Origin of the sequence: Caballeronia eucalypticola, from assembly GCF_047608185.1 — a bacterium.
GTDB lineage: Bacteria > Pseudomonadota > Gammaproteobacteria > Burkholderiales > Burkholderiaceae > Caballeronia.
Genome location: NZ_JBLKRU010000039.1, coordinates 12,976 through 32,896 on the forward strand (window position 1 = coordinate 12,976; position 19,921 = coordinate 32,896).

General features: G+C 59.1%; 18 protein-coding genes. All 18 read right to left on the reverse strand.

The features are described 5' to 3' along the window. Positions 1-4: 4 nt before the first annotated feature. Positions 5-1,348: an MmgE/PrpD family protein gene (locus ACMX25_RS31235; protein WP_414953776.1), complete on the reverse strand. Its 1,344-nt coding sequence runs from the start codon at positions 1,346-1,348 to the stop codon at positions 5-7. 57 nt (positions 1,349-1,405) lie between these two features. Then, entirely contained in the window at positions 1,406-2,185 is a 780-nt protein-coding gene (locus ACMX25_RS31240; RefSeq protein WP_414953777.1) for a 3-hydroxybutyrate dehydrogenase, read from the reverse strand. An 82-nt stretch (positions 2,186-2,267) separates the two neighbouring features. Further along, positions 2,268-2,942 carry a GntR family transcriptional regulator gene (locus tag ACMX25_RS31245; protein ID WP_414953778.1) on the reverse strand — a complete coding sequence of 225 codons (675 nt, stop codon included), beginning with the start codon at positions 2,940-2,942 and terminating at the stop codon, positions 2,268-2,270. Positions 2,943-3,039: 97 nt separating this feature from the next. After that, complete coding sequence (locus ACMX25_RS31250; protein WP_414953779.1) at positions 3,040-3,813, reverse strand: carboxymuconolactone decarboxylase family protein; 774 nt, start codon at positions 3,811-3,813, stop codon at positions 3,040-3,042. A 4-nt stretch (positions 3,814-3,817) separates the two neighbouring features. Beyond that, positions 3,818-4,207 (reverse strand): cupin domain-containing protein, encoded by a 390-nt coding sequence (locus ACMX25_RS31255; protein WP_414953780.1) that lies wholly within the window; start codon positions 4,205-4,207, stop codon positions 3,818-3,820. Beyond that, entirely contained in the window at positions 4,207-5,124 is a 918-nt protein-coding gene (locus ACMX25_RS31260) for an NAD(P)-dependent oxidoreductase (RefSeq protein ID WP_414953781.1), read from the reverse strand. Before ACMX25_RS31260 ends, ACMX25_RS31255 begins: the two co-directional genes overlap by 1 nt. Positions 5,125-5,141: 17 nt before the next feature. Next, positions 5,142-6,485, reverse strand: a complete 1,344-nt coding sequence (locus ACMX25_RS31265) for an MFS transporter (protein ID WP_414953782.1) — start codon at positions 6,483-6,485, stop codon at positions 5,142-5,144. Positions 6,486-6,546: 61 nt separating this feature from the next. Then, positions 6,547-6,942, reverse strand: coding sequence for a carboxymuconolactone decarboxylase family protein (locus tag ACMX25_RS31270; protein WP_414953783.1), 396 nt, complete (start codon positions 6,940-6,942; stop codon positions 6,547-6,549). A 39-nt stretch (positions 6,943-6,981) separates the two neighbouring features. Next, positions 6,982-8,412 (reverse strand): aldehyde dehydrogenase family protein, encoded by a 1,431-nt coding sequence (locus ACMX25_RS31275; protein WP_414953784.1) that lies wholly within the window; start codon positions 8,410-8,412, stop codon positions 6,982-6,984. Positions 8,413-8,435: 23 nt separating this feature from the next. Then, on the reverse strand, positions 8,436-9,320 hold the full coding sequence (locus ACMX25_RS31280; protein ID WP_414953785.1) for an NAD(P)-dependent oxidoreductase: 885 nt from the start codon (positions 9,318-9,320) through the stop codon (positions 8,436-8,438). Positions 9,321-9,444: 124 nt separating this feature from the next. After that, positions 9,445-9,771: an NIPSNAP family protein gene (locus tag ACMX25_RS31285; RefSeq protein WP_414953786.1), complete on the reverse strand. Its 327-nt coding sequence runs from the start codon at positions 9,769-9,771 to the stop codon at positions 9,445-9,447. Positions 9,772-9,812: 41 nt separating this feature from the next. Then, entirely contained in the window at positions 9,813-10,622 is an 810-nt protein-coding gene (locus ACMX25_RS31290; RefSeq protein ID WP_414953787.1) for an N-acyl homoserine lactonase family protein, read from the reverse strand. A 52-nt stretch (positions 10,623-10,674) separates the two neighbouring features. After that, positions 10,675-12,087, reverse strand: a complete 1,413-nt coding sequence (locus tag ACMX25_RS31295; RefSeq protein ID WP_414953825.1) for an MFS transporter — start codon at positions 12,085-12,087, stop codon at positions 10,675-10,677. A gap of 1,311 nt (positions 12,088-13,398) precedes the next feature. Then, positions 13,399-15,474, reverse strand: a complete 2,076-nt coding sequence (locus ACMX25_RS31300) for a sigma-54-dependent Fis family transcriptional regulator (RefSeq protein WP_414953788.1) — start codon at positions 15,472-15,474, stop codon at positions 13,399-13,401. 484 nt (positions 15,475-15,958) lie between these two features. Next, complete coding sequence (groEL, locus tag ACMX25_RS31305; RefSeq protein ID WP_414953789.1) at positions 15,959-17,596, reverse strand: molecular chaperone GroEL; 1,638 nt, start codon at positions 17,594-17,596, stop codon at positions 15,959-15,961. 45 nt (positions 17,597-17,641) lie between these two features. Then, positions 17,642-18,427, reverse strand: coding sequence for a metal-sulfur cluster assembly factor (locus ACMX25_RS31310; protein ID WP_414953790.1), 786 nt, complete (start codon positions 18,425-18,427; stop codon positions 17,642-17,644). Continuing rightward, positions 18,424-19,443: an amidohydrolase family protein gene (locus tag ACMX25_RS31315; RefSeq protein WP_414953791.1), complete on the reverse strand. Its 1,020-nt coding sequence runs from the start codon at positions 19,441-19,443 to the stop codon at positions 18,424-18,426. The genes ACMX25_RS31310 and ACMX25_RS31315 overlap by 4 nt, the downstream gene beginning before the upstream one ends. A 99-nt stretch (positions 19,444-19,542) precedes the next feature. Continuing rightward, positions 19,543-19,896, reverse strand: coding sequence for an MmoB/DmpM family protein (locus ACMX25_RS31320; protein WP_414953792.1), 354 nt, complete (start codon positions 19,894-19,896; stop codon positions 19,543-19,545). Positions 19,897-19,921 lie beyond the last annotated feature (25 nt).

Here is a 19,921-nt window from a genome sequence, read left to right on the forward strand (position 1 = left end):
CGAATTACAAACAAGCGAGATACATGGGCAAGGACGAATCAGGCGCGCTTTCAAGCGTCCATAGAGAGTCGATCAACGGGTTGGGGTTACAACCCGAGCCGCCGTACCCGGCCAGCTCCCTGAGCTTGTTTTCAAGGTCGGTGTCCGCAAGCGGCGCTTGCAGGCTGCCATGCGCTGCATCGATACGGCGCGACATTGTCTCGCCCGAACGCAACGTGACGGTCACCTGTGCCGCTTCGACGGAATACGACGAGTCATCGACGAATTCAAGCCGGCTGGCAAACGCCCGCAGCAGTGGATCAGCCACTGCTGCATCGGTAAATTCAGCAAGGCCCGCACGGCCTCTGGCAAGCGCAACCGCGACACTGTGTTGAGCGCTAACCTGCGCTTCGCGTCCAAGCGTAATGTTCGGACGGTCCGTTCGTGCGCGCAGTAAAGGGTGCCCTTTAAGCGTGACGCGTTCAACATTGGTGAACGAGAAACCCGGAGTTGCGGATAACTCCAGGCACGCCTCGATGACAGGATTAAGCACGACACCGCACGGGTAAGGCTTGTAGGCATTCGATAGAAGCGCCCATTCGCTGCCGAGCGTCGCGAAAGCTGCATCGACCTGCGCCCCAGTGGCGTCGCTCATCACGCGCAGGAAGCCTCGCTCGCCTTCGAGGGGCCGCTCGGGTCCTGCGAACCCTTCCTGCGCCAGCAACGCCGAGAGCAGGCCATTGCGGGCCGCATTGCCCACGCTGATGCTCTTCGACATGCTGCCCAGCGTTTCAACCAGCCCGGAAGATTGCGCCGACGCATTGCCGAGTGCCCAACCAATTTGAGTATTGTCTAAATCTATAGCCTTCCCAACCGCCGCCGCTGCGCCGAACACGCCGCACGTAGAGGTGATGTGCCAGCCTCGCTGATAGTGCCCAGGCGATATCGCATTCCCCAAGCGGCACTCGATTTCCACGCCAAGTACAAACGCCAGCAGCCACTGCTTGCCGCTCAACGGCGACTGCTGCGCCAGCGCGAACAACGGCGCGGCGACGGGCGCGGTCGGATGAATGATGGTGGGCAGGTGGGTATCGTCGAAATCGTAGACGTTCGCGCTCATCGCGTTTAGCGCGGCGGCGGTCAGGATATCGGTCCTTTCCCCGCGTCCGACGAGACCCGCTTCACGCCCCGAACTGAAGCGGCCATACACGTTCACGGCTTTACCGATGCCCGGGTCCGAACATCCCGCAAGCGCCACTGCGAAGTAATTCACCAGCGCGCGCTTCGCTTCATGACGCACCTTTGGCGGGATGTCTTCCCACTGCGCCTGTGCGACAAACGATGCCAGCGTACGCGTGATGTCTTTCATCAACCTCTTCTCCCTTCGTATCAGCCAGATGATCAACCCGATGACCAACCGATGTGTTTAGCCTGCCAGCCAGCCACCTTCCATCGGCATCATGGCCCCTGTTATCTGACTGCCCGCATCGGAGCACAGGAACACGACCAGTTCCGCGACATGCGACGCGCTGACGAATTCGCCGGTGGGTTGCTTGCCGGTGAGGAACTGCTTGACGGCACTACCCTGGTCAAGGCCTCTCTCCTCCATCAACTGCTCAATCCGGCTTTCGATATTCGGCGTCTTCACCGTACCCGGGCAAATTGCATTGCAGGTAATGCCCTGGTGAACCGTCTCGACCGCCACCGCGCGCGTCAATCCGAGCAGCGCCGTCTTGGTCGTCACATAGTCCACACGGTTCGGCGTGGCGCGCGATCCATACACCGATGTCATGTTGAAAATGCGGCCCCAGCCACGCGCACGCATATCAGGCAAGACCCGCTGGATGGCCAGAAACGCGGCTGTCAGGTTGACCGCCAGCGCCTGGTTCCATCGGTCCGCAGGGAAGTCCTCGATCGACGCGAAGTGCCGTACGACTGCATTGTTGATCAGGATATCGATACCACCCGTGCGTTCGCGCGCTGTGTTCAACAGTGTTTCGACCGCATTGGGGTCGGTCAGGTCCGCTTGAATATAGGTGGCCTGGACGCCGTAATCCTGTTCGATCCGGATCAGCGAATCATGCACGTTGTCCGGCGCTTCGAGTCCATGCAGCACGACGTTGCAACCCGCACGGGCGAGGCCCTCGGCCATGGCGAATCCGAGTCCATCCGACGATCCCGTGATTAGCGCAGACTTTCCTTTCATTACCAGTAATCCTAATCAAATGAGCATTTTTGCGGCCAGCTACTTACGATGAAAGCCAGGGCGCAAGCGCCCGGGCAAATTCCTAGTCGCTAGCCGTTTCGTCCAGCATCCGCATGGCCGCTTTCTCAGCATTCGTCACGTGCAAGCGCGCGGCAGCTTCGGCCGCCGACGCGTCTCGTGCCTTCAGCGCTTTAAACAATTTGTCGATTTCCTTGAGACTCGACGGCAAGCGGTCGGGGTGCATCAACGAGGTCGCACGAAGCAGGTTCACGCGCGAGTAGAGACTGGTCAGGATCTCTTTCACCAACCGGTTGCCGCAGTTGTCGAGCAATACGTCGTACAGATCCGTCTTCGCGGCCAATACGCCGGCCTGGTCACCCGTCATGGCCTTCGCCTTCAGCGTCTTCGCGGCTTCACCAAACTGTGCGATCGCGGCGTCGCTTGCGATCCGCGCAAACTCACCTGCTGCAAACCCCTCGAGCAGTCCGCGTATGGCGTATAGCTCGGACGCCTCGCTCTTCGACATGACCGCGACCATGGGTCCTTTGTGCGGCACGCTGCACACCAGCTTTTCGGCTTCGAGCCGGCGCAACGCTTCCCGGATCGATGTCCGGCTCACGCCGAGTGTCTCGCACAACTCACGTTCTACCAGGCGCGCGCCCGGTGCAAAACGCCCGGACATGATGGCCTGGCGAAGGACAGTCTCGACCTGATGTCGCAACGTTTCCGGTCGTATCAAATCCATTTCGGCTGCCATGATTGTATTCCCGTCTGACGATTTATCAGTGAGCCATCATACTCGAACTTCTGGCCGAAGCCGGCGTTCTGCAACCCATGGCACGGCCGGAGTTTGCCTACGCGTGGTTGGTTTCGAACTCATTCAGGGCAGCTTGCAGGATCGGCGCGGCCAGCAGGGCGCCATGTATACCGATGGTGCTCACGATCTCCAGCAATTCCATGATCTCGTCTGCAGTCGCGCCGTAACGAAGTGCATTGCGCATATGCAATTTCAGGCCCGGCACATAGAGGTGCGTTGCTGCTGCGTCGAAGGCGCAATACATGAACTCCTTGACCTTGGGTTCCAGCACGCCCTCGCGCCACGGCACGGAAGAAAATGCCACGTAGGTTTCAAACAGTTCTGGATCGAGTTCGAGGAAACCTTCCCACGACGAATGCCAATACCCGCGGTTCTGAATGAAGCTTTCCTTCAGTGCCGCACGATGCGCGTCAAGCGGCGCCGGGCCGTGACGCATGCCTTCTTCTTCAAGCACTTCGAGAAGCACGGGCACGCCGACGTTCGCCGCATGAATGCCGACGGTGCTTGCAAGCTGGATCACTTCGACCAATTCCGCACACGTGGCGCCCGCGCGAAGTGCTGCGGCAATGTGCTGCGCCACACCCGGCGCGTAAAGGTGGGTCGCGGCCGCGCAAGCAGTAATCGCAACGAACGCTTTCACCTTGTTGTCGAGATGATTCTTCTTCGACGGCACCCCCGAGAAGGCCACGTATGCCTCGAAGAAACTGGCGTCGAGGCGTAACAGGCTATCCCAGCCGTCACTCCACGTACCGTGCACATGCGTGAACGCGTCCTTCGCCTGCTGCTGCCGCTTCGTCAGGGGAGCCGTCATGACGTCAGCCCACCGCGCTCTGGTACACCGCTTCTGCAACCTCTTCTTCCCACATCGTCTTGCCGAGCGACGTGGCGGTATGAACCATGTAGCTGTTGCGCCCCGCGCCGTGCCAGTGACGCTCGTTAGCGGGAATCCAGACCACGTCGCCGGTGCGGATCAGTTGCGGCTCGCCGCCGTCCACACACACGAATCCGCTGCCCGACGTCACTTGCAGGATCTGCCCCTGCTCATGCGTGTGCCAGAAGGTACGCGCGCCCGGCGAGAAAAACACGTTCGCGATGGTTATCTTGTCTGTGGTCGGCATGATCGAGTCTGCCCACACGACACCGCTGAATGTAGCCGAGCGTTGCTCCGACACTGCACCTTCGGCCCTGCCACGAAACACTTTCATTACTGCTCTCCCGTTGAAGAATGCTTGGCGTCCTTGAGACGCACACCGCCCGACACGTCGCCGATCGCGTCCACCACGCGGTTACTGATCACGTCGCCATAACCCAGCGCGGTGGCCAGCCCGAAACTGGCTAGGGGTCCTGATGAATTCAGCGAGGAAACGCCCAGCTCGCGTACGCGGTCGATATACAGCACGACGTCCTTCGTCATCAGCTTGCTGGTCAAACCGCCTTCCAGGTAATCGCCATCGACAATCTTCGGAAAGCGGTTCAGCGTGGCGAAGTTAACCCCGCTGCTGCTGTTGAGCACGTCGAGCAACCGGTGGAGATCGAGCCCCGCCTTCTTGCCCGCGACCATTACCTCGGCGGTCGCCGACAGACTCACGGCGTTCAGGAAGTTGTTGAGCAGCTTGGTCGTATGACCCGCGCCGCTCGCACCCATGGTGATGGCCTTCGTGGCGATCGGCTTGAAGACCCACTGGATGGCTTCAATAGCGGCAGCGTCGCCACCGACCATCAGCGTGAGCGTGCCCTTTTCCGCTGCTGCGGCCCCGCCGGAAATACCGGCGTCGATGTAATGCACGCCGCGCTCCTTGAACAGCGTGCTAAGCCGCATGGTTGAACTCGCGGCGGCCGTGCTCAGGTCGATCACGGTCTGTCCTTTGCGGCACGAGGCAAGAATGCCGTCTGCCCCTTCGACCACCGCTTCAACCACCTTGCTGTCCGGCAACGACAGCAGCACGACATCGGCGAACCGCGTTACTTCCGCGATCGATGTTCCCGCCCGCGCGCCCACTGCCGCCGCGCGGTCCGGCGCGGCGTCGAAGCCGAGCACTTCTATGCCCGCGTCGACCAGACGGCGCGTCATGCGGCCGCCCATGTTGCCCAAACCAATGAAGCCAATGCGTTGCGTATTCATAAGTCTCTACCGTAAGTTCAAAAGTCGACGTGCTTCGTTTCCGGACCCATCAGCGCGCCGACCGTACCTATCACGCCGCCGATGCACAGCAGGACTACCGGCGTGAGCCGCAACGGCATGAACGCGCCCAGCCAGTTCATATAAAACGCGTAGAACGACGGGATGATCACCGAGAGGCTGAAGCCCACGCCAAACCCGGTAGCGCGCACATCGGTGACGAAGCGCTCGTTGATGTAAGTCACGATCACGCCCCAGGGTGAAGTGACCAGCACCGAGAGCAGCATGACCAGCAGCATGATGACCGGCAAGGACAAGCCGTCATTGTTGGAAAGCACATAGAGAATGACGGCGCCCACCGTTGCGATCAATGGACCGACGATCACGAAAAATGTCCGGCGGCCGATTTTCTGCCCGAGCATTCCCGAACCGATATAGCTGAAAAACAGCACGAAATAGGAGAGCAGCAAGGTAAGCGACATCTGGAAACCGGTCAGGTGCAGCGTGCGCACGAGCAGGCCCGTCGGCATGAATATCGTGATGATATTTTGCGTGAGCCAGAAGCCCGACATCATCAGCAGGACCTGCAGCAGGTTGCGTCCGCTCTTGCCGCGAAGCAGATCGGAAAGCGGCAGTTTCTCCGGCTTCTTTTCGCCGGTCTCGCTCTCCCATATCTCCGATTCGGAGACTTTATGAACGTAGTACATCGCAAGAATGCCCGCCAATACCGCGCCGATGACGAACGGAATACGCCAGCCCCATTGCACATAGGGTGAATGCAGGCCGTTCAGCGGGAACACGGCGAACATCAGCATGGCAACCAGGTTGATCGTTACGTAAGCCGCCGGGAATCCGGCAATGATCAGTCCGCCGACAAAACCACGTTGCTCCTTCTTCGAATATTCGATGGCCAGCGGCATTGCACCTGTATAGCCGCCGCCGAGAAAAATACCGTCGATGAAACGCAGGATCACGAGCAGCCAGTATGAGCCGATACCCAGCGTTTCGTAGCCGGGAAGCAGTGCGATCGCTAGCGTGACGACACCAAATCCGGAGACCGAAAGGATCGACGCCCGACGACGTCCCACCCGGTCCGCGACCATGCCGAATAGCAGCGCGCCGATCGGCCGGCCCAGCAACGTAGTGATGAAAACGAGCGAAGCGAGGATTGCTTCCATGCCGGGTGCGAGGTGCGGCGGCTGGAAGAAGAACAGCACCGGAGCGAGTACGACAACCGGCAGATAGATATCGAACATGTCGATGAATTCAGAGAAGAACGCGCCCTTGATCGCGTTGCGGCGCTTCTCATCGACGGACTGCGCGGTCGCCGCTCTTGCGGCGCCGTCTGTCGTGATTGCTTCCATGCTCGTCTCCAATAATGTCGTGTTGCATCGCTCGCGGATGCTTATTAAAAGGGGCAGGACTTCAGCCCTTGACGGTGTCGGCTTCGTAGGCCTTGATTGCATCGGTCGCGACCCGGAAGGCCGCGAGCGCCAGCGGGGCGCCGCAATACACGGCGGCCTGCATCAGCACCGCGCGAATCTCCTCCTTCGTGACCCCGTTCTTGAGCGCGCCCTTCACATGCACCGACAACTCGTGATGCTGGCTCATGGCGGTCAGCATGCCGATGTTGAGCATGCTGCGGGTCTTGAACGTCAAGGTCGGATCACCCCAGATCTCGCCCCATGCGTACTCCGTGACGAGCTTCTGCATCGGCCGGTTGAAGTCGTCGGCGTTCGCCCAGGACTTCTCGACATGCGGTGCGCCGAGCACTTCCTTGCGGTTCTCGAAGCCCTTGTCAAAACGTGCGTTGTCGTCCATTGCTTAATGTCCTCTTGCGTTGCGAAATGAGCGGTTGCTTCAGTCGTTACCGTAGCCGACTATTGCCTTGGTTTCGAGGTATTCGCGCAGGCCCGCTTCGCCCCATTCGCGGCCATTTCCCGAATGTTTGTAACCGCCGAAGGGGGCTTTGAAATCGGCCACGGGATAGTTCAGGTGGACACCACCCGCGCGAAGCTGGCGGCCAATTGTCCGGGCGCGCTCAATATCGCCGGACTGCACGTATGCCGCCAAACCGTAATCTGTTCCGTTAGCGATCCTGATCGCTTCATCTTCAGTGTCGTAGCCCATGATCGACAGCACTGGCCCGAAGATCTCTTCACGCGCAATGGTCATGTCGGGCGTGACGTCCGCGAAGATGGTCGGCTTGACGTAGTAGCCCTTCGAAAACCCGTCCGGCCGCCCCGTTCCTCCGGCAACCAGTCGCGCTCCTTCGTCGATTCCTTTCTGAATCAGCACCTGCACGCGCTCGAACTGATTGCGGTTGACGAGCGGTCCGAGCTGCGTGGCCTCACTGTCTGTTGCACCCACGCTGTAGGTCGATGCCGCCGTTTTCGCGATCTGCGCTGCGTCGTTCATCATGTGGCGCGGCACGAGCATGCGGGTGGGGATCGAACAGGATTGTCCGGAATTAGTGAAGCACGCGGCCACGCCGCGCGTGACGGCATCGTCCAGGTTCACGTCGTCGAGCAGAATATTCGCGGACTTGCCGCCGAGTTCCTGCGCCACGCGCTTGACCGTTTCCGCCGCCATCTTGGCGACCAGGATGCCCGCGCGCGTCGAACCGGTGAACGACACCATGTCGATATCCGGATGCGATGCAATCGCTGCGCCCACGCCCGGTCCGTCGCCATTTACCACGTTCAGCACACCCGGCGGCACCCCTGCTTCATGCGCGACCTCGGCGAACAACAGCGCGCTTAACGCCGAATATTCGCTCGGCTTGAGCACCATCGTGCAACCCGCGGCCAATGCGGGTGCGATCTTCACCACAATCTGGTTGATCGGCCAGTTCCAGGGCGTGATGAGTCCGCAAACGCCGATGGGTTCCAGACGCACGCGCGTTGTGCCACGCTGTTCCTCGAACTCGAAATTTTCGAGAACATTGATCAATGCATTGAGGTGCGCAGGGCCTCGCGCTGCTTGTCCCTTGCGTGCAAATGCGATTGGCGCGCCCATCTCGATCCGCATTGCTTCGGCAAATTCGTCATAGCGCCGCTCGTAGATCAGAAGGATGCGCCGGAGCAAGTCGATGCGCTCTTGAACCGAAGTCGCCGAGTAAGCAGTCAATGCTTTTCGGGCGGCAACTACCGCGCGATCGACATCGGCTGCATTGCCCAACGCCAGCCGATCGATCTCGCTTTCCGTTGCCGGATCGATCAGGTCGAACCAGGCCGGCGAGACCGGATCGGTCCATTGTCCATCGATATAAAACTGTGCCGCACGAGACATGTTCGTCCTCTCCGTTTGCGGGTTTAATCGTCGCTTGCCAGCAGCCGGTACATCTCGGTGTGATCCGTTGCGGGCGTCGAGCGTCGAGACACCTCGTCCCAGACTGTCGTGCACGTCATGCCGAGCTTCATGGGATATCCCACTGCTTCGGACAATGCGCGCGCGATCTTCAAATCCTTGTTCATCAACTGCAAGGCAAAGCCGGATGCATACGAACCCGAGAGCATGAATTGCTTGACCTTGTTCTCCGAGGTATTGCTGCGCCCCGTCGATGCATTCAGCACATCTGTCATCGCAGCCGGGTTGATTCCGAAACGCTCTGCAATGTGCAGCGCTTCTACCGTCGCCATCAGGCCTGCTGCCGAGACGTAATTGTTCAGCGCCTTCGCTGCGTGCCCGGAGCCCGCCGTGCCGATATGCAGGACACTCTCGCCCATTGCTTCGAGTACGGACTTGCAGGTCGCAAGGACCGCTGCGTCACCGCCGGCGAGGATGGCGAGCGTGCCCTCCTTCGCCTTCTTCACACCGCCGGAAACAGGTGCATCGAGATAGTCGAGCCCCATCTCCTCGAGCGTAGCGCCCAGCTTGCGCGAACGCTCCGGCTCCGATGAACTCATGTCGATCACAACCGCGCCCTTGGGCAAAAGACGCGCCCAGGCCTTGGAATCGCCATCGAGCAGCACGCTTTCCACGATTGCCGAATTCGGCAACATGGTGATCAGGACATCAAGCGATGCGGCGTTGTTCGCATCCAGTTGCACCGCGCCAGTTTCCTTCGCGAGCGCATCCGAACGAGCCGTGTCGGCATCGGCGAGAAAGAGTTCAAAGCCCGCTTTCGCCAAGCAGTGCACCATGGGCGCGCCCATCATTCCCAGCCCGATAAAACCAATCCGTTGCGGTCGCGTCATCTGCCTTGCCTTTCCGATAGAACTCAAAGTTGACAGGCGGCGATGTGTCGCCGCGTCCATGCAATAAGTCTATCCGATTGTATGACAATCAGTCGATAGACAATTGATTCGGGTTTTCCCTGCCTTATTTCAATGCGGAGAAAGCTGTCGGTGTGAGAAAGACATTCTCGATTCGCTCGACGATCATCTTCTCGGCCTCGCTCGCCGCGCGCTTGGCGATCCATTCCTGATCGGCCTGGAACGCATTCCACTTGGTCTCGCGTTCGGCGAGGCTTTGCCACTTCAGCAGATAGGTGAGCGTGTGATTGCTGGGCCCGATCAGCGTGGTCCAGAAGCCGATTTGTTCGATGCCATATTTTTCGAAAAAGCCTAGTGTCGTGGTGCTGAAACGTTCCTGAAGGGCGGGTAAACGGCCCGGCAAGCAGTGGTAAACGCGCATTTCTACAATCATGGTGCTGCTCTCCGTCGGGTAAGAATAGAAATCAGGGGCGACTAACGTGACCCCACGCCCGGCGCCACATCCAGGCGTGCGATCCAGCCTTCGGTTTCGCGGTCATGCGGCGCGTAGACCTTGAGTACTTCGGGGTCATGCCCCGGCACGACATGATCGGGCGAGTCCGCCAGATGCATGACAGTCTTGAAGCCTTCCAGCATGTCGCCGACGTTGTAGACGATCGGGTACGGCCGGTTCTCGCGTATGTTCGCGTAGAAGTGGGAGGCGTCGGAGGCAAGCACGACCCAGCCACGTTCCGTGTGAACGCGCACGACCTGCAGGCCGTTCGAATGACCGCCGACCCAATGCACGCTCAGGCCGGGCGTGAGTTGCGAATCGCCATCGTGAAACTCCACGCGTCCCTCGAACACCCGGCCGACCATCGCGGTGACGTCTTGTGGTTCGAATGGATGACTCAGTGCGTGATGACACATGCAGCGACCCGTGCAATAGGCCATCTCCTTGTCCTGCAAGTGGTACCGCGCCTTCGGAAAGAGCGAGCGATTGCCTGCGTGGTCGTAGTGCATGTGCGTGAGGATGACATCGTCCACCGACTCCGGCCGGATGCCGATCCGCTTCAGGCCTTCTTCGACCGGATTGGTAATGGTGCGGCCGCGTAGCTGCGCCATGCTGGTGTCGAACCCCGTATCCACGATGAACGTGCGCGACTCGCCGACGACCGCCCACACGAAATAATCGAGTGGCATGGGGACATCGTGCGAATCACCGCCTATGAAGTTCTCGGTGGAACGGCGCGCGTGGTGCGCGTACTTCACTGCGAAGATGCGATAGTTTTCAAGCGTTGGCATGACAGGAATTCCTTGCGATGCAAGTTGCTTTGAGTTGGCTTTCGAATGAAAGCTATTTGAGTGCAGTGGCCGGAGTCGTGTCCGCATCGGACGGCGTTTCGACTGTTGCTGCCCCGGCGATCTCTTCGAGCGACCGGTTCTTGGTTTCCGGTCCAATGGCCGCCACGATTAGCGCTTGCAGCAGCAGGGTGCCGGCGATCATCGAGACCACGCCAACGATGCCGAACGATGCAAACGCCATGGCGACGAGATACGGCACCAGGATGTTGAAGCCGCGGCCGATCGTGTTGCACAGACCCGAGCCGCGCAAGCGGACTTCTGTTGGGAAAAGTTCGGGGACGTAACTCGCCACGCTGAACGATGAGAGCACGTAGATGCACGCGGTAATCGCGAAACCGCAAGCCGTAATCATGACCTGCGATTGCGCGAACGGATATGCAACGGCGAAAACAATTCCGATTAGGGAGAACGCGACAATGCCCCACTTCCTGCCCAGGCGTTCGGCGAGTCCGAAGGCGATCAACGAGCCCAGCGGGCCGCCTGCGAACATCAAGGTCGTCAGGCCTAGCGAGTTGGAGACGCTGTGTCCCTGCTTGACCAGGAAGGTCGGGATCCAGCTGACGAATGCGTAATTGACCGTGAACAGTCCGATCAGGACCGTGATACCGGTGATCGTGCGTTTGATGAGCCGACGCGAAAACAGGTCAGCCAACCGCGCGGGTGTTTCGGGAGCGGTGTCACGCGACAGCAGGTCCACGGTCACGTGCGGATAGTCCGGTGAGCCTGGGGTCACTCCGCAAGCCGTCTCGATCCGCGTCACGATTTCCTCGGCTTCCGTGGTGCGCCCTCGCGATGCCAGCCAGCGCGGCGACTCCATCATCGACTTGCGCAGGAACCAGACGATCAGTGCGCCGACGCCTGCGATGGCGAACATCCAGCGCCAGCCGTAATGGGGAATGATGAGCCATCCGATGAAGGTGGAAAAGAACAGCGACGTGTTGATGATCAGGTTCAGGATGGTGCCGAAGCGTCCGCGCCACGATGCTGGTATGAATTCACTGAGCGTGCCGTAGCCGACCACGATCTCGGCGCCCATGCCAAGGCCCATTACCAGGCGGAAGAAAATCAGCCAGTAGATATTCGGGGACAAAGCGGCGGCAATCGATGCGAATCCGTACACGCCGAGGTTGAACTGATAGGAGAAGCGTCGGCCGAAGCGGTCACCGAGCAGGCCTGACAGCCAGGCGCCGGCCATCATGCCGATGAAGGTTGCGGAGACGAAACCCGCGTTGAGTTGAAGTGTTGATTCGCCGCTGTGGATGAGGGTCGCTAGTACGGCACCGGCGATGTAAATGTCGAATGAATCAAAGAACATGCCTGCGGCGACGAGGCCGAGTAGTCGCCAGTGAAAACGCGAGAGCGGCAACCGGTCAAGGCGATATCCAATACTTGCTTCGGCTAGCATCGACATTTGTCTCCTGGTTTGTAGCTGGTTTTTTTGCCGGATCGATGCCGGCTGCCCGTTTTTTTCGGTGCGGGTTTTTTAACTTATTATATGTCTATCATACAATCCGTCAAGAAGATGATTTTGGCGAATCAGGCGCCGGATATGGTCGGGGTTGAGGTCGGGGTTCTGGGGTTTGTGGTCAGGGTTGGTGCCGGGTGGCTAGGTTCTTGCGGTAGCGGTCTGGGTCAGTGCGGGGTTGCACGGGTTCTGCGTTAGCGGTCTGATTCATTGCCGGGTTGCTGCTTTCCAGGTCTTCGCGCATTTAGTGTTAGCTGATTTCTTTATCACTATTAGCCACTGCGCGTGGCGGCGCGTCATTTCTTTGTCCAAAGCGACAAAGAAACGAAGCAAAGAAAACGCTTTCACCGCTCTACCCTAAGTGTCCACAGCGTGCAGTTTCATTTCATGGGTGCCCCAAAAGCACGGTGCTCGCCAGAGCTACGGATGTTTGAAACCCTCCTTCTCGCGAATCCTGACAGTAAAACGCTTCGCCCCGTACGCTCTCGGGCAAGCACTATTGCCAAGCAAACCCGCTCGGCCCCACACCTATTTGCAGTTCCGTTTCGTTTGATCAGTTAGCCGCAGTTTGCAAAGCCGTGCTCATGAAAACGGTTCAGTTCTTGAGTTCATACGGGTTAGTTGCGTGGCCTGCCCAGCAATGCCGTGTACTACTTCCGTGAAGTACCTTGAGGCTGTAGGCAAATTGACCGCTTCATTTTTGGTAGGCGTTTCCTAGCCAATGCAACATTTTCGTCGCGTACAGTCCCACCCGTTTCAATAACCCAGCTTCTTGTCTGGTTTCCTATATGATTCGGTATGCGAACCTATTTGATGGGGTGTTTTCCGCGGATAGCGCGGGGTGTCCCTTGGGCAGGTTCAAACACTGGTGGCGAAGCGTGGGGTATCCGTGTTCGGAGAAAGAGGGGTTCACACATCCGTGGCTCTGGCGAGCACCGTGCTTTTGGGGCACCCATGAATAGAAACTGCACGCTGTGGACACTTAGGGTAGAGCTGTTAAAAGCGTTTTCTTTGCTTCGTTTCTTTGTCGCTTTGGACAAAGAAATGACGCGCCGCCACGCGCAGTGGCTAATAGTGATAAAGAGATCAGCCAACACATAACCCGCAAAAACCTAAAAAGCAGCAACCCGGCATTGACTCCGACCGCTAACGCAGAACCCGTGCAACCCAGCACTGACCCCGACCGCTACCGCAAGAACCTAGCCACCTGGCACCAACCCGGACCGCAAGAACTGCCCCCTCTCGCACCATTCACTCACCAACCGGTTTAACAATCCCCTCGAGTTGATAAACCTCGATCTTCCTGTACAACGTACTCCGAGAAACCCCAAGCGAACGCGCCGCCTGCGCAAGATTCCCATGAGCGCCATACACCGCGCGAGCAATAGCCGCGCGCTCCGTGTCTTCCAGACTCGTTGACTGAAGCAACACCGGCTCCGCCACACCAACAGTCTCCGTCTCGGCAAGCAACTCCGCAGGCAATTCGTCGAGCCCGATCTCCTCCTCCCGCGAAGTCAACAGCAAGTTCTCAATGATATTGCGCATCTCCCTGACATTGCCCGGCCAGGAATACGCGCGCAGCACCGCCATGACGTCGGGGTTCAGCCGTCTCACAGGAACCGCATGCCGAAGCGCCAACCGACGGTTGAAATGCTCGACCAAAAGATCAATGTCGATGTCCCGCTCGCGCAGCGGCGGGATCCGTATGCGAGTAACACTAATGCGGTAATAAAGATCGCCACGGAACCGCCCTGACTTTACTTCGTCATGCAAATTACGATTAGTCATCGCCAGCAAACGGACATCAACGCGACGTGGCTGCGTGTCCCCTAATCGATAAACCACCCCCTCCTCAAGCGCTCGCAACAGCACAGGTTGCAATTCGAGCGGCAACTCGCCAATTTCATCGAGACACAAGGTTCCGCCGTGCGCCAGTTCAAACCGGCCCGGCCGGCCTTCCGCAGTCGCCCCGGTAAATGCGCCATGCACATGCCCAAACAACTCGCTGCCAATCAGTTCCTTCGACGCCGCCCCGCAGTTATAAGCGACAAAAGCTCCGCCCCCACGTTCCTCGCCATGTATTGCCCGCGCGAACAACTCTTTGCCGACTCCGGTCTCACCCTCGATCAACACAGGCACGCGCCTGCGCGCAAGCTGGCGACCTCGATTGACCGCGGCAAGCATCGGCGCGCTCTGCCCGAGTATCTGGGCGAAACAGTTCCGCTGCGGGTCAGCCTCGCTGCCGGGTTCGCTTCCACCCTGGCCTCCATCCTGATGTCCCGCCGCGCTCCCAAACGCGTTGATACGCTCTGCCGTCCGCTTGTGCGTGGATCGCGACCGGATCGCGGGAACAACCAGCATTGCGCCGATCGTGCTGCCTTCCACCACAACCGGGCTGAACCATTCAGCACGCAAACCCTGGGGTAAATGCCGGGCCCAGTCCTCCACGGCAGAACTCTCATCCATCCCGGGGAACCGCTCTCCTATGGCGACGGGAAGCGGCACCCTGCCTGTCGTGTGAACGAGCCGGCCGCGCCGGTCGATAGCGATCATCCCCGCAGCATCGCAGGATGAAAGCTGCTGCAGGCAAAACGCCAATAGACGCATATGCTGGCGCGCGGACTGCTCGGCCAGCACCATTTCTATCTGGCGCGCCGCCGTTATCGCCAACGTCAGGTTATTGATCTGATAAGTCGATGGCGGTCCGGAAATATCGAGGACACCTATGATCGAGCCGGTACCGGGTTCATAAATCGGCGCCGCCGCGCAACTCCATGACTTGATGCCTTCGCAGAAATGCTCTGAACCATGAATGTACGTCGGCTCGCCGGTCGCGAGCGCGGTCCCAATGCCGTTAGTGCCCGCCATTGCTTCGCGCCAGTCGCCGCCGGTGGTCAAATGGATCTTCTCGCCGGCCGTCAACGTGCGAAGGTCCCCGGCCGCTTTAAGAATCACACCATCCTGATTAGTCAGGAGCAGCATGGAGCCGGAATCCGCGAAGAGATCCGCCGTTGCGGCAAACAACCGGTCCGACGCCGCCAGCAACTCCCGATGACGCCACCGCAAAGCCTCGACAGCATCGCCATGTACCGCAAACGGCGCGAGACTCGCAGATGGATTAACGCCGGACTCCAGACTACGTTGCCACGATGCAATGAGGGCCGAAGGAACCGCCACAGAGGACTCGCCCGCCAGGAAACGCTCCCATGCGCGCATGGTGTCGCGGTCAGAGTGGAGGATGTCGGCGCGCTGCGCCTGCGACATTAGCTCATGCATCACGGCCTGATGGCCAGGAACCGATGCACTCTCAATTTGGTGTCTCGCCACAAGTCTCCTCCAATGCGATTGGCCAACGCGAAACCCCTTTAAGGCAGGCTTCGTCGTGACTCGCTTTTCTGGTGTTGCAGCTGGCGCTTTTTTCGTTATGCAATTCTGTAAGCTGGCAGCAACACCACGGACTAGTATATGCCTAGCTTTTGACCAGGTCCGCTCGGGAAAACACGGCCTGCCCAACTATTCTTTTGCAAGACACATTGCCGACATAGTCCCGTCCCTGGCAGCATATTTTCGGAGAAAACGACTCACGGCTTATCGATGTAATAGCCCGCTATTACAAGGCACAGTTAGACAAGCCACGCGTTCACGTGAAATACGCTTGAAGCGTTGTAAGCTGGGAATCAAAAAAACGAGGGAAGCCGGCCAAGTACCTCTGCCGGCTTCCCTTAAAAAAGAAACGCTACGATCTGTTTCGGATACCGAATTACTGAAATTTCCCCGACCGGCCTCCGCATGGACGCCGGTCACAGCCCGATTATTTCCGGCCGAACAATTCGGCGCCACCGCCAAGCGCAGGTCCGGCCGTAGGATCGATCGTCTCCGGCTTCTTCGCAATCAGCGTTTGGGTTGTCAGGATCAAACCTGCCACCGACGCGGCATTTCGCACCGCGCTATAACTGACCTTCACCGGATCGATGATCCCCGCCTCCACCAGGTTCACGAATGCACCTGTGCGCGCATCGAGTCCCATGCCCGGTTTCGAACGCACCGCCTCGGCCACAATCGCCTCGCCGTTCAGCCCGCAATTTGTCGCGATGTGAAAGAGCGGTTTCATCAGCGCCCGTTGCAGCAGTCTCGCGCCCTGCTGGACACTCCCCTGGGTCCTTGAAACGATCCCTTCGAGTTCGGAGGACACTCGCAGTAAAGCCATCCCTCCTCCGGGAACGACACCCTCGGCAATAGCCGCACGCGCCGCGTTGATCGCGTCCTCGATCAAGTGAACCCGGCGCTTCTGTTCGACGGGTGTAGCGCCGCCCGCCAGGATCATTGCAGTGCCCCCGGACAACTTGGCGAGGCGCACCTGGAACTTGTCCCGCTCAACATTTTCCGGCGCCATTTCGTACTGGCGAGCAACCTGCTGGCGACGCGCGGCAATGCCGACCTGATCGCCGCCCCCGGCAGTAATGATGGTCTGGTTGGCCGAGATGCGCACTTGCCGGGCGCTCCCCAGATCGCGCAGTTCCGTGGTTTCCAGTTTTCCACCCAGGTCACGCGCGATCACACGGCCCCCCGTGACAATCGCAATATCCTCGAGCATCGCCTTGCGCCAGTGCCCGTATTCGGGCGGATGGATGGCCGCCACCGGAACTCCGCCGTTGTCTCGCCACGCGAGCAGACCGACCACACACGCAGGTGCCACCTCTTCCGCAATGATCAGCAGCGGGCGTTTGCTTTGCGCTATGAGCGCCTGGATTGCCGCCACCTCTTCCATTGACTGCAACCGCTGATCGGTCATCAGGATGAACGGGTTATCGAGTACCACCTGCATTCTCTCGAGGTCCGTGACCATATGATGCGACAGGTAACCACGATCGAAGGCCATGCCGTCGACCACTTCCAGACGTGTTTCAACCGTCGTTCCAAATTCGACGTCGACGATGCCGTCGGGACCAACCCGCTCCAGTGCTTCAGCGACCATTGCGCCCGTAATCTCGTCGTTAGCCGCCACGATAGCAACGGCACGCACCTCGTCGCTTCCTTGCAGCGGCGTCGCCGAACGTTTGAGCGCGGCGATAACCTCGGTCACAGCGGCTTCGAGGCCCTGCACCAGCTCAACCGGGTTGGCTCCTTCGGCGAGACAGGCAAGGCCGTCCTGAACCAGTGCATCAGCCAGGACAGTCGCTGTCGTAGTGCCGTCGCCAGCCACTTCGTTGGTTTGCTTCGATACCTCCCTGACAACCTGCGCACCGATGTTTTCGAACACGTCTTCCAGTTCGATCTCGTTGGCAATGCTCACGCCATCGCGCGAGATGATCGGCGTTCCGATCGGCCGGTCGATGATTGCATTCATCCCACGGGGACCCAGCGTGCCACGTACCGCCTTGGCGAGCTTGGCCACGCCGCGGCCCAGAGCGGAGCGGGCCTCGTCGTCGTGCAACATGATATTCGGCATGGTTGTGCGTCTCCCTTTTATGATTGATTCGGATAACAAATCAATTTAGTTTGATCTGGCTGTGCTGATAGAGCGAACGAAATGTACCGGCTTGACCTCCACTTGGGGTGCGCATTCCGTGCCGTATCGCGTGGCCAGTAGCCCGCGACACAGCGCACTGTTGAATTCGGCGTTGACGCCAACCCGCCGCAAGGCGCGAAGATAAGCGTGGATCTGCGCGGCATTGAGCAAGGCACCATCCTGGTCGACGAAGGCCGTCTCGTCCGCATCCGACCCAATGACCGGGCGCCGCTCCAGATAGCGAGCAATCAAGCGGCGACCATCGGAATCGCTCGGCAGCGCGGCAAGTTCGACCACCGTTAGCTGCAGCAACACCGCCGGTTCATGCCCGTGATCGAGCAGATAAGTCAGGAGCGCTTCCTGCCGTCGCTGGAAAGCCTTGACCATGAAGATCCGGCGAACTTCCTCCAGTTCCTCACCATTGGCTTCATCTCCAAACGTAGCCTGGAACGAATGCCCCGCCGCGACGCCGTGATTGATCTTGTCGGCATACATGTGCTCGCCGAGCCCCACCGTGACCCTCCCCACCCACGGCAAGGCTGCGACGGCAATACGCATGTCGTCGGCCATCAAGAAAGCGAAATTGGCGGCGCACCAGTAGGTCGGCAACCGGAAATCGACCTTCACGTCGCCGCCGGCGTCGACCTCGACACCGGTGACGAAACCCAGTTCCGTCACCGACTCATCGAGTTCGGGATCGATGACGGACTCTAGCCGCGCCCACACCTCCGCGGTCCGGTCCACCGCAGCAATGGCAGCCATGATGGTCATACCGTGGCAGTCTGCTGCGTCTCGGCCAGCAACTTCTTTTGCGCATCTATATCGATGCCATACAGGCGTGCAGCATTGAGCCCAAGAATTTTCTTCTTGGCGGTCATCGTCAGTTGAACGCCCGTTTCCTTGCTGACTGATTCCGGGAGTTCAAACGCCATGAACTTCTCGATCAACCACTTCGGCGACCAAATGCCGTAGTCACTGCCGTACAGGATCTTGTCTTCACCAATCCAGAAGAGCAGTTCCGAAATCACATGAGCGAAATACTCGGGGCGCGTGTGAATGAACGGCAGCACCACCGCAAGACCGCCATACACGTTGGTTTCCTGCGTCGCGATCCAGCAGAAATCGTCCAGACGCGGCAAGCCGCAATGCTCGACAATGAAATTCAGGTTCTGGAAGCTGGTCGCTGCGTCGTCGACGTCGGCCACGTCGAAGGCGTCGCGGTTCAGCGGCAGGATTGTCGGGCCTTTGTGGACGTGGACGTTCTTGATGCCCAGCTTTTCGCAGCGCTCGAAGTACCTCTGCACGCCGGGGTCCGAGAGCTTGTAACCCTTGCTGTCACCGCGCCATTCGGCGGTATAGAGCTTGACGCCCTGGATCTTGTACTTCTCCGACAACTCGTCAAGGCGATCGAGCCCGGCCTCGCCGTCACGCGGATCGAACGCGCCGTTGACAATAAACCGATGCGGATATTTCCCCTTCAACACATAATTTGCTTCGGTCGTGTTGAAGCCGTTTTTGTAGAAGTCCGTCAAGTATGTCGGCTGGCAGATCGCCATGTCGTCGTAGCCTTTGACGAACAAGTCCTCGTACATGGCTTCTTCACCGTACTTGTCGAACTTCTCCTTGGGCCACAAATACTCCTTGGGGCTCAGGTTCGAATGGTAAGCATAGAAGCAATCAATGAACTGCTGGCCATGCACGTTCTTCAAGTTGGCCTTGCTGCCGTCCCAAAGATGGACGTGCCCGTCAATGATGAAGATCTCTTCACCGTCCGTGGTTCGATACATGACATTGTCTCCATGGTTATGCGAAAAGCGACCGGTCAACATGTCCCGCAAAGGTCTTGCAAAGCCGGTCGCGAGTTGCAGTACGGTTGGGGCCTGGGGTCACTCGTAAGCCATGGCGTCGTCCATATTGCCGAACAGCGCGACGGTGTCGTCGTCAATCATCACCATTCGCCCGTAGTGGGTCGAAGTGGAGATCTCGAACAGATGCGGCGTCATCTCGCGGCCCAGCGACTCGCTGATCTCACTCATCTTGAACTCGATCTTTCCCTGCCCGTCTATACGAATCATCGCGGGCAGGTAGGTGACCGTGATGCCGGGTTTATGCGCCATCAACTCTGCAATAGCGCGTGCCTCGACACTATCGTTCATGGTGACGCCGCACTGATGGGAAATGGTCTGCTCGAAACGAACGTCCTTCATCGACTTGAAGATGTTGTCGGTATGCACTGACATCGTGTACTCCTCTTCCCGGTTAGCT

What these genes read in the sequence shown, in the direction of transcription:
- ACMX25_RS31290 (WP_414953787.1), bottom strand. Translation starts at nt 10,622, where the DNA reads ATGCCAACGCTTGAAAACTATCGCATCTTCGCAGTGAAGTACGCGCAC.
- ACMX25_RS31270 (WP_414953783.1), bottom strand. Translation starts at nt 6,942, where the DNA reads ATGGACGACAACGCACGTTTTGACAAGGGCTTCGAGAACCGCAAGGAA.
- ACMX25_RS31255 (WP_414953780.1), bottom strand. Translation starts at nt 4,207, where the DNA reads ATGAAAGTGTTTCGTGGCAGGGCCGAAGGTGCAGTGTCGGAGCAACGC.
- ACMX25_RS31320 (WP_414953792.1), bottom strand. Translation starts at nt 19,896, where the DNA reads ATGTCAGTGCATACCGACAACATCTTCAAGTCGATGAAGGACGTTCGT.
- ACMX25_RS31285 (WP_414953786.1), bottom strand. Translation starts at nt 9,771, where the DNA reads ATGATTGTAGAAATGCGCGTTTACCACTGCTTGCCGGGCCGTTTACCC.
- ACMX25_RS31250 (WP_414953779.1), bottom strand. Translation starts at nt 3,813, where the DNA reads ATGACGGCTCCCCTGACGAAGCGGCAGCAGCAGGCGAAGGACGCGTTC.
- ACMX25_RS31235 (WP_414953776.1), bottom strand. Translation starts at nt 1,348, where the DNA reads ATGAAAGACATCACGCGTACGCTGGCATCGTTTGTCGCACAGGCGCAG.
- ACMX25_RS31265 (WP_414953782.1), bottom strand. Translation starts at nt 6,485, where the DNA reads ATGGAAGCAATCACGACAGACGGCGCCGCAAGAGCGGCGACCGCGCAG.
- ACMX25_RS31295 (WP_414953825.1), bottom strand. Translation starts at nt 12,087, where the DNA reads ATGCTAGCCGAAGCAAGTATTGGATATCGCCTTGACCGGTTGCCGCTC.
- groEL (WP_414953789.1), bottom strand. Translation starts at nt 17,596, where the DNA reads ATGCCGAATATCATGTTGCACGACGACGAGGCCCGCTCCGCTCTGGGC.
- ACMX25_RS31260 (WP_414953781.1), bottom strand. Translation starts at nt 5,124, where the DNA reads ATGAATACGCAACGCATTGGCTTCATTGGTTTGGGCAACATGGGCGGC.
- ACMX25_RS31315 (WP_414953791.1), bottom strand. Translation starts at nt 19,443, where the DNA reads ATGTATCGAACCACGGACGGTGAAGAGATCTTCATCATTGACGGGCAC.
- ACMX25_RS31275 (WP_414953784.1), bottom strand. Translation starts at nt 8,412, where the DNA reads ATGTCTCGTGCGGCACAGTTTTATATCGATGGACAATGGACCGATCCG.
- ACMX25_RS31310 (WP_414953790.1), bottom strand. Translation starts at nt 18,427, where the DNA reads ATGACCATCATGGCTGCCATTGCTGCGGTGGACCGGACCGCGGAGGTG.
- ACMX25_RS31240 (WP_414953777.1), bottom strand. Translation starts at nt 2,185, where the DNA reads ATGAAAGGAAAGTCTGCGCTAATCACGGGATCGTCGGATGGACTCGGA.
- ACMX25_RS31280 (WP_414953785.1), bottom strand. Translation starts at nt 9,320, where the DNA reads ATGACGCGACCGCAACGGATTGGTTTTATCGGGCTGGGAATGATGGGC.
- ACMX25_RS31245 (WP_414953778.1), bottom strand. Translation starts at nt 2,942, where the DNA reads ATGGCAGCCGAAATGGATTTGATACGACCGGAAACGTTGCGACATCAG.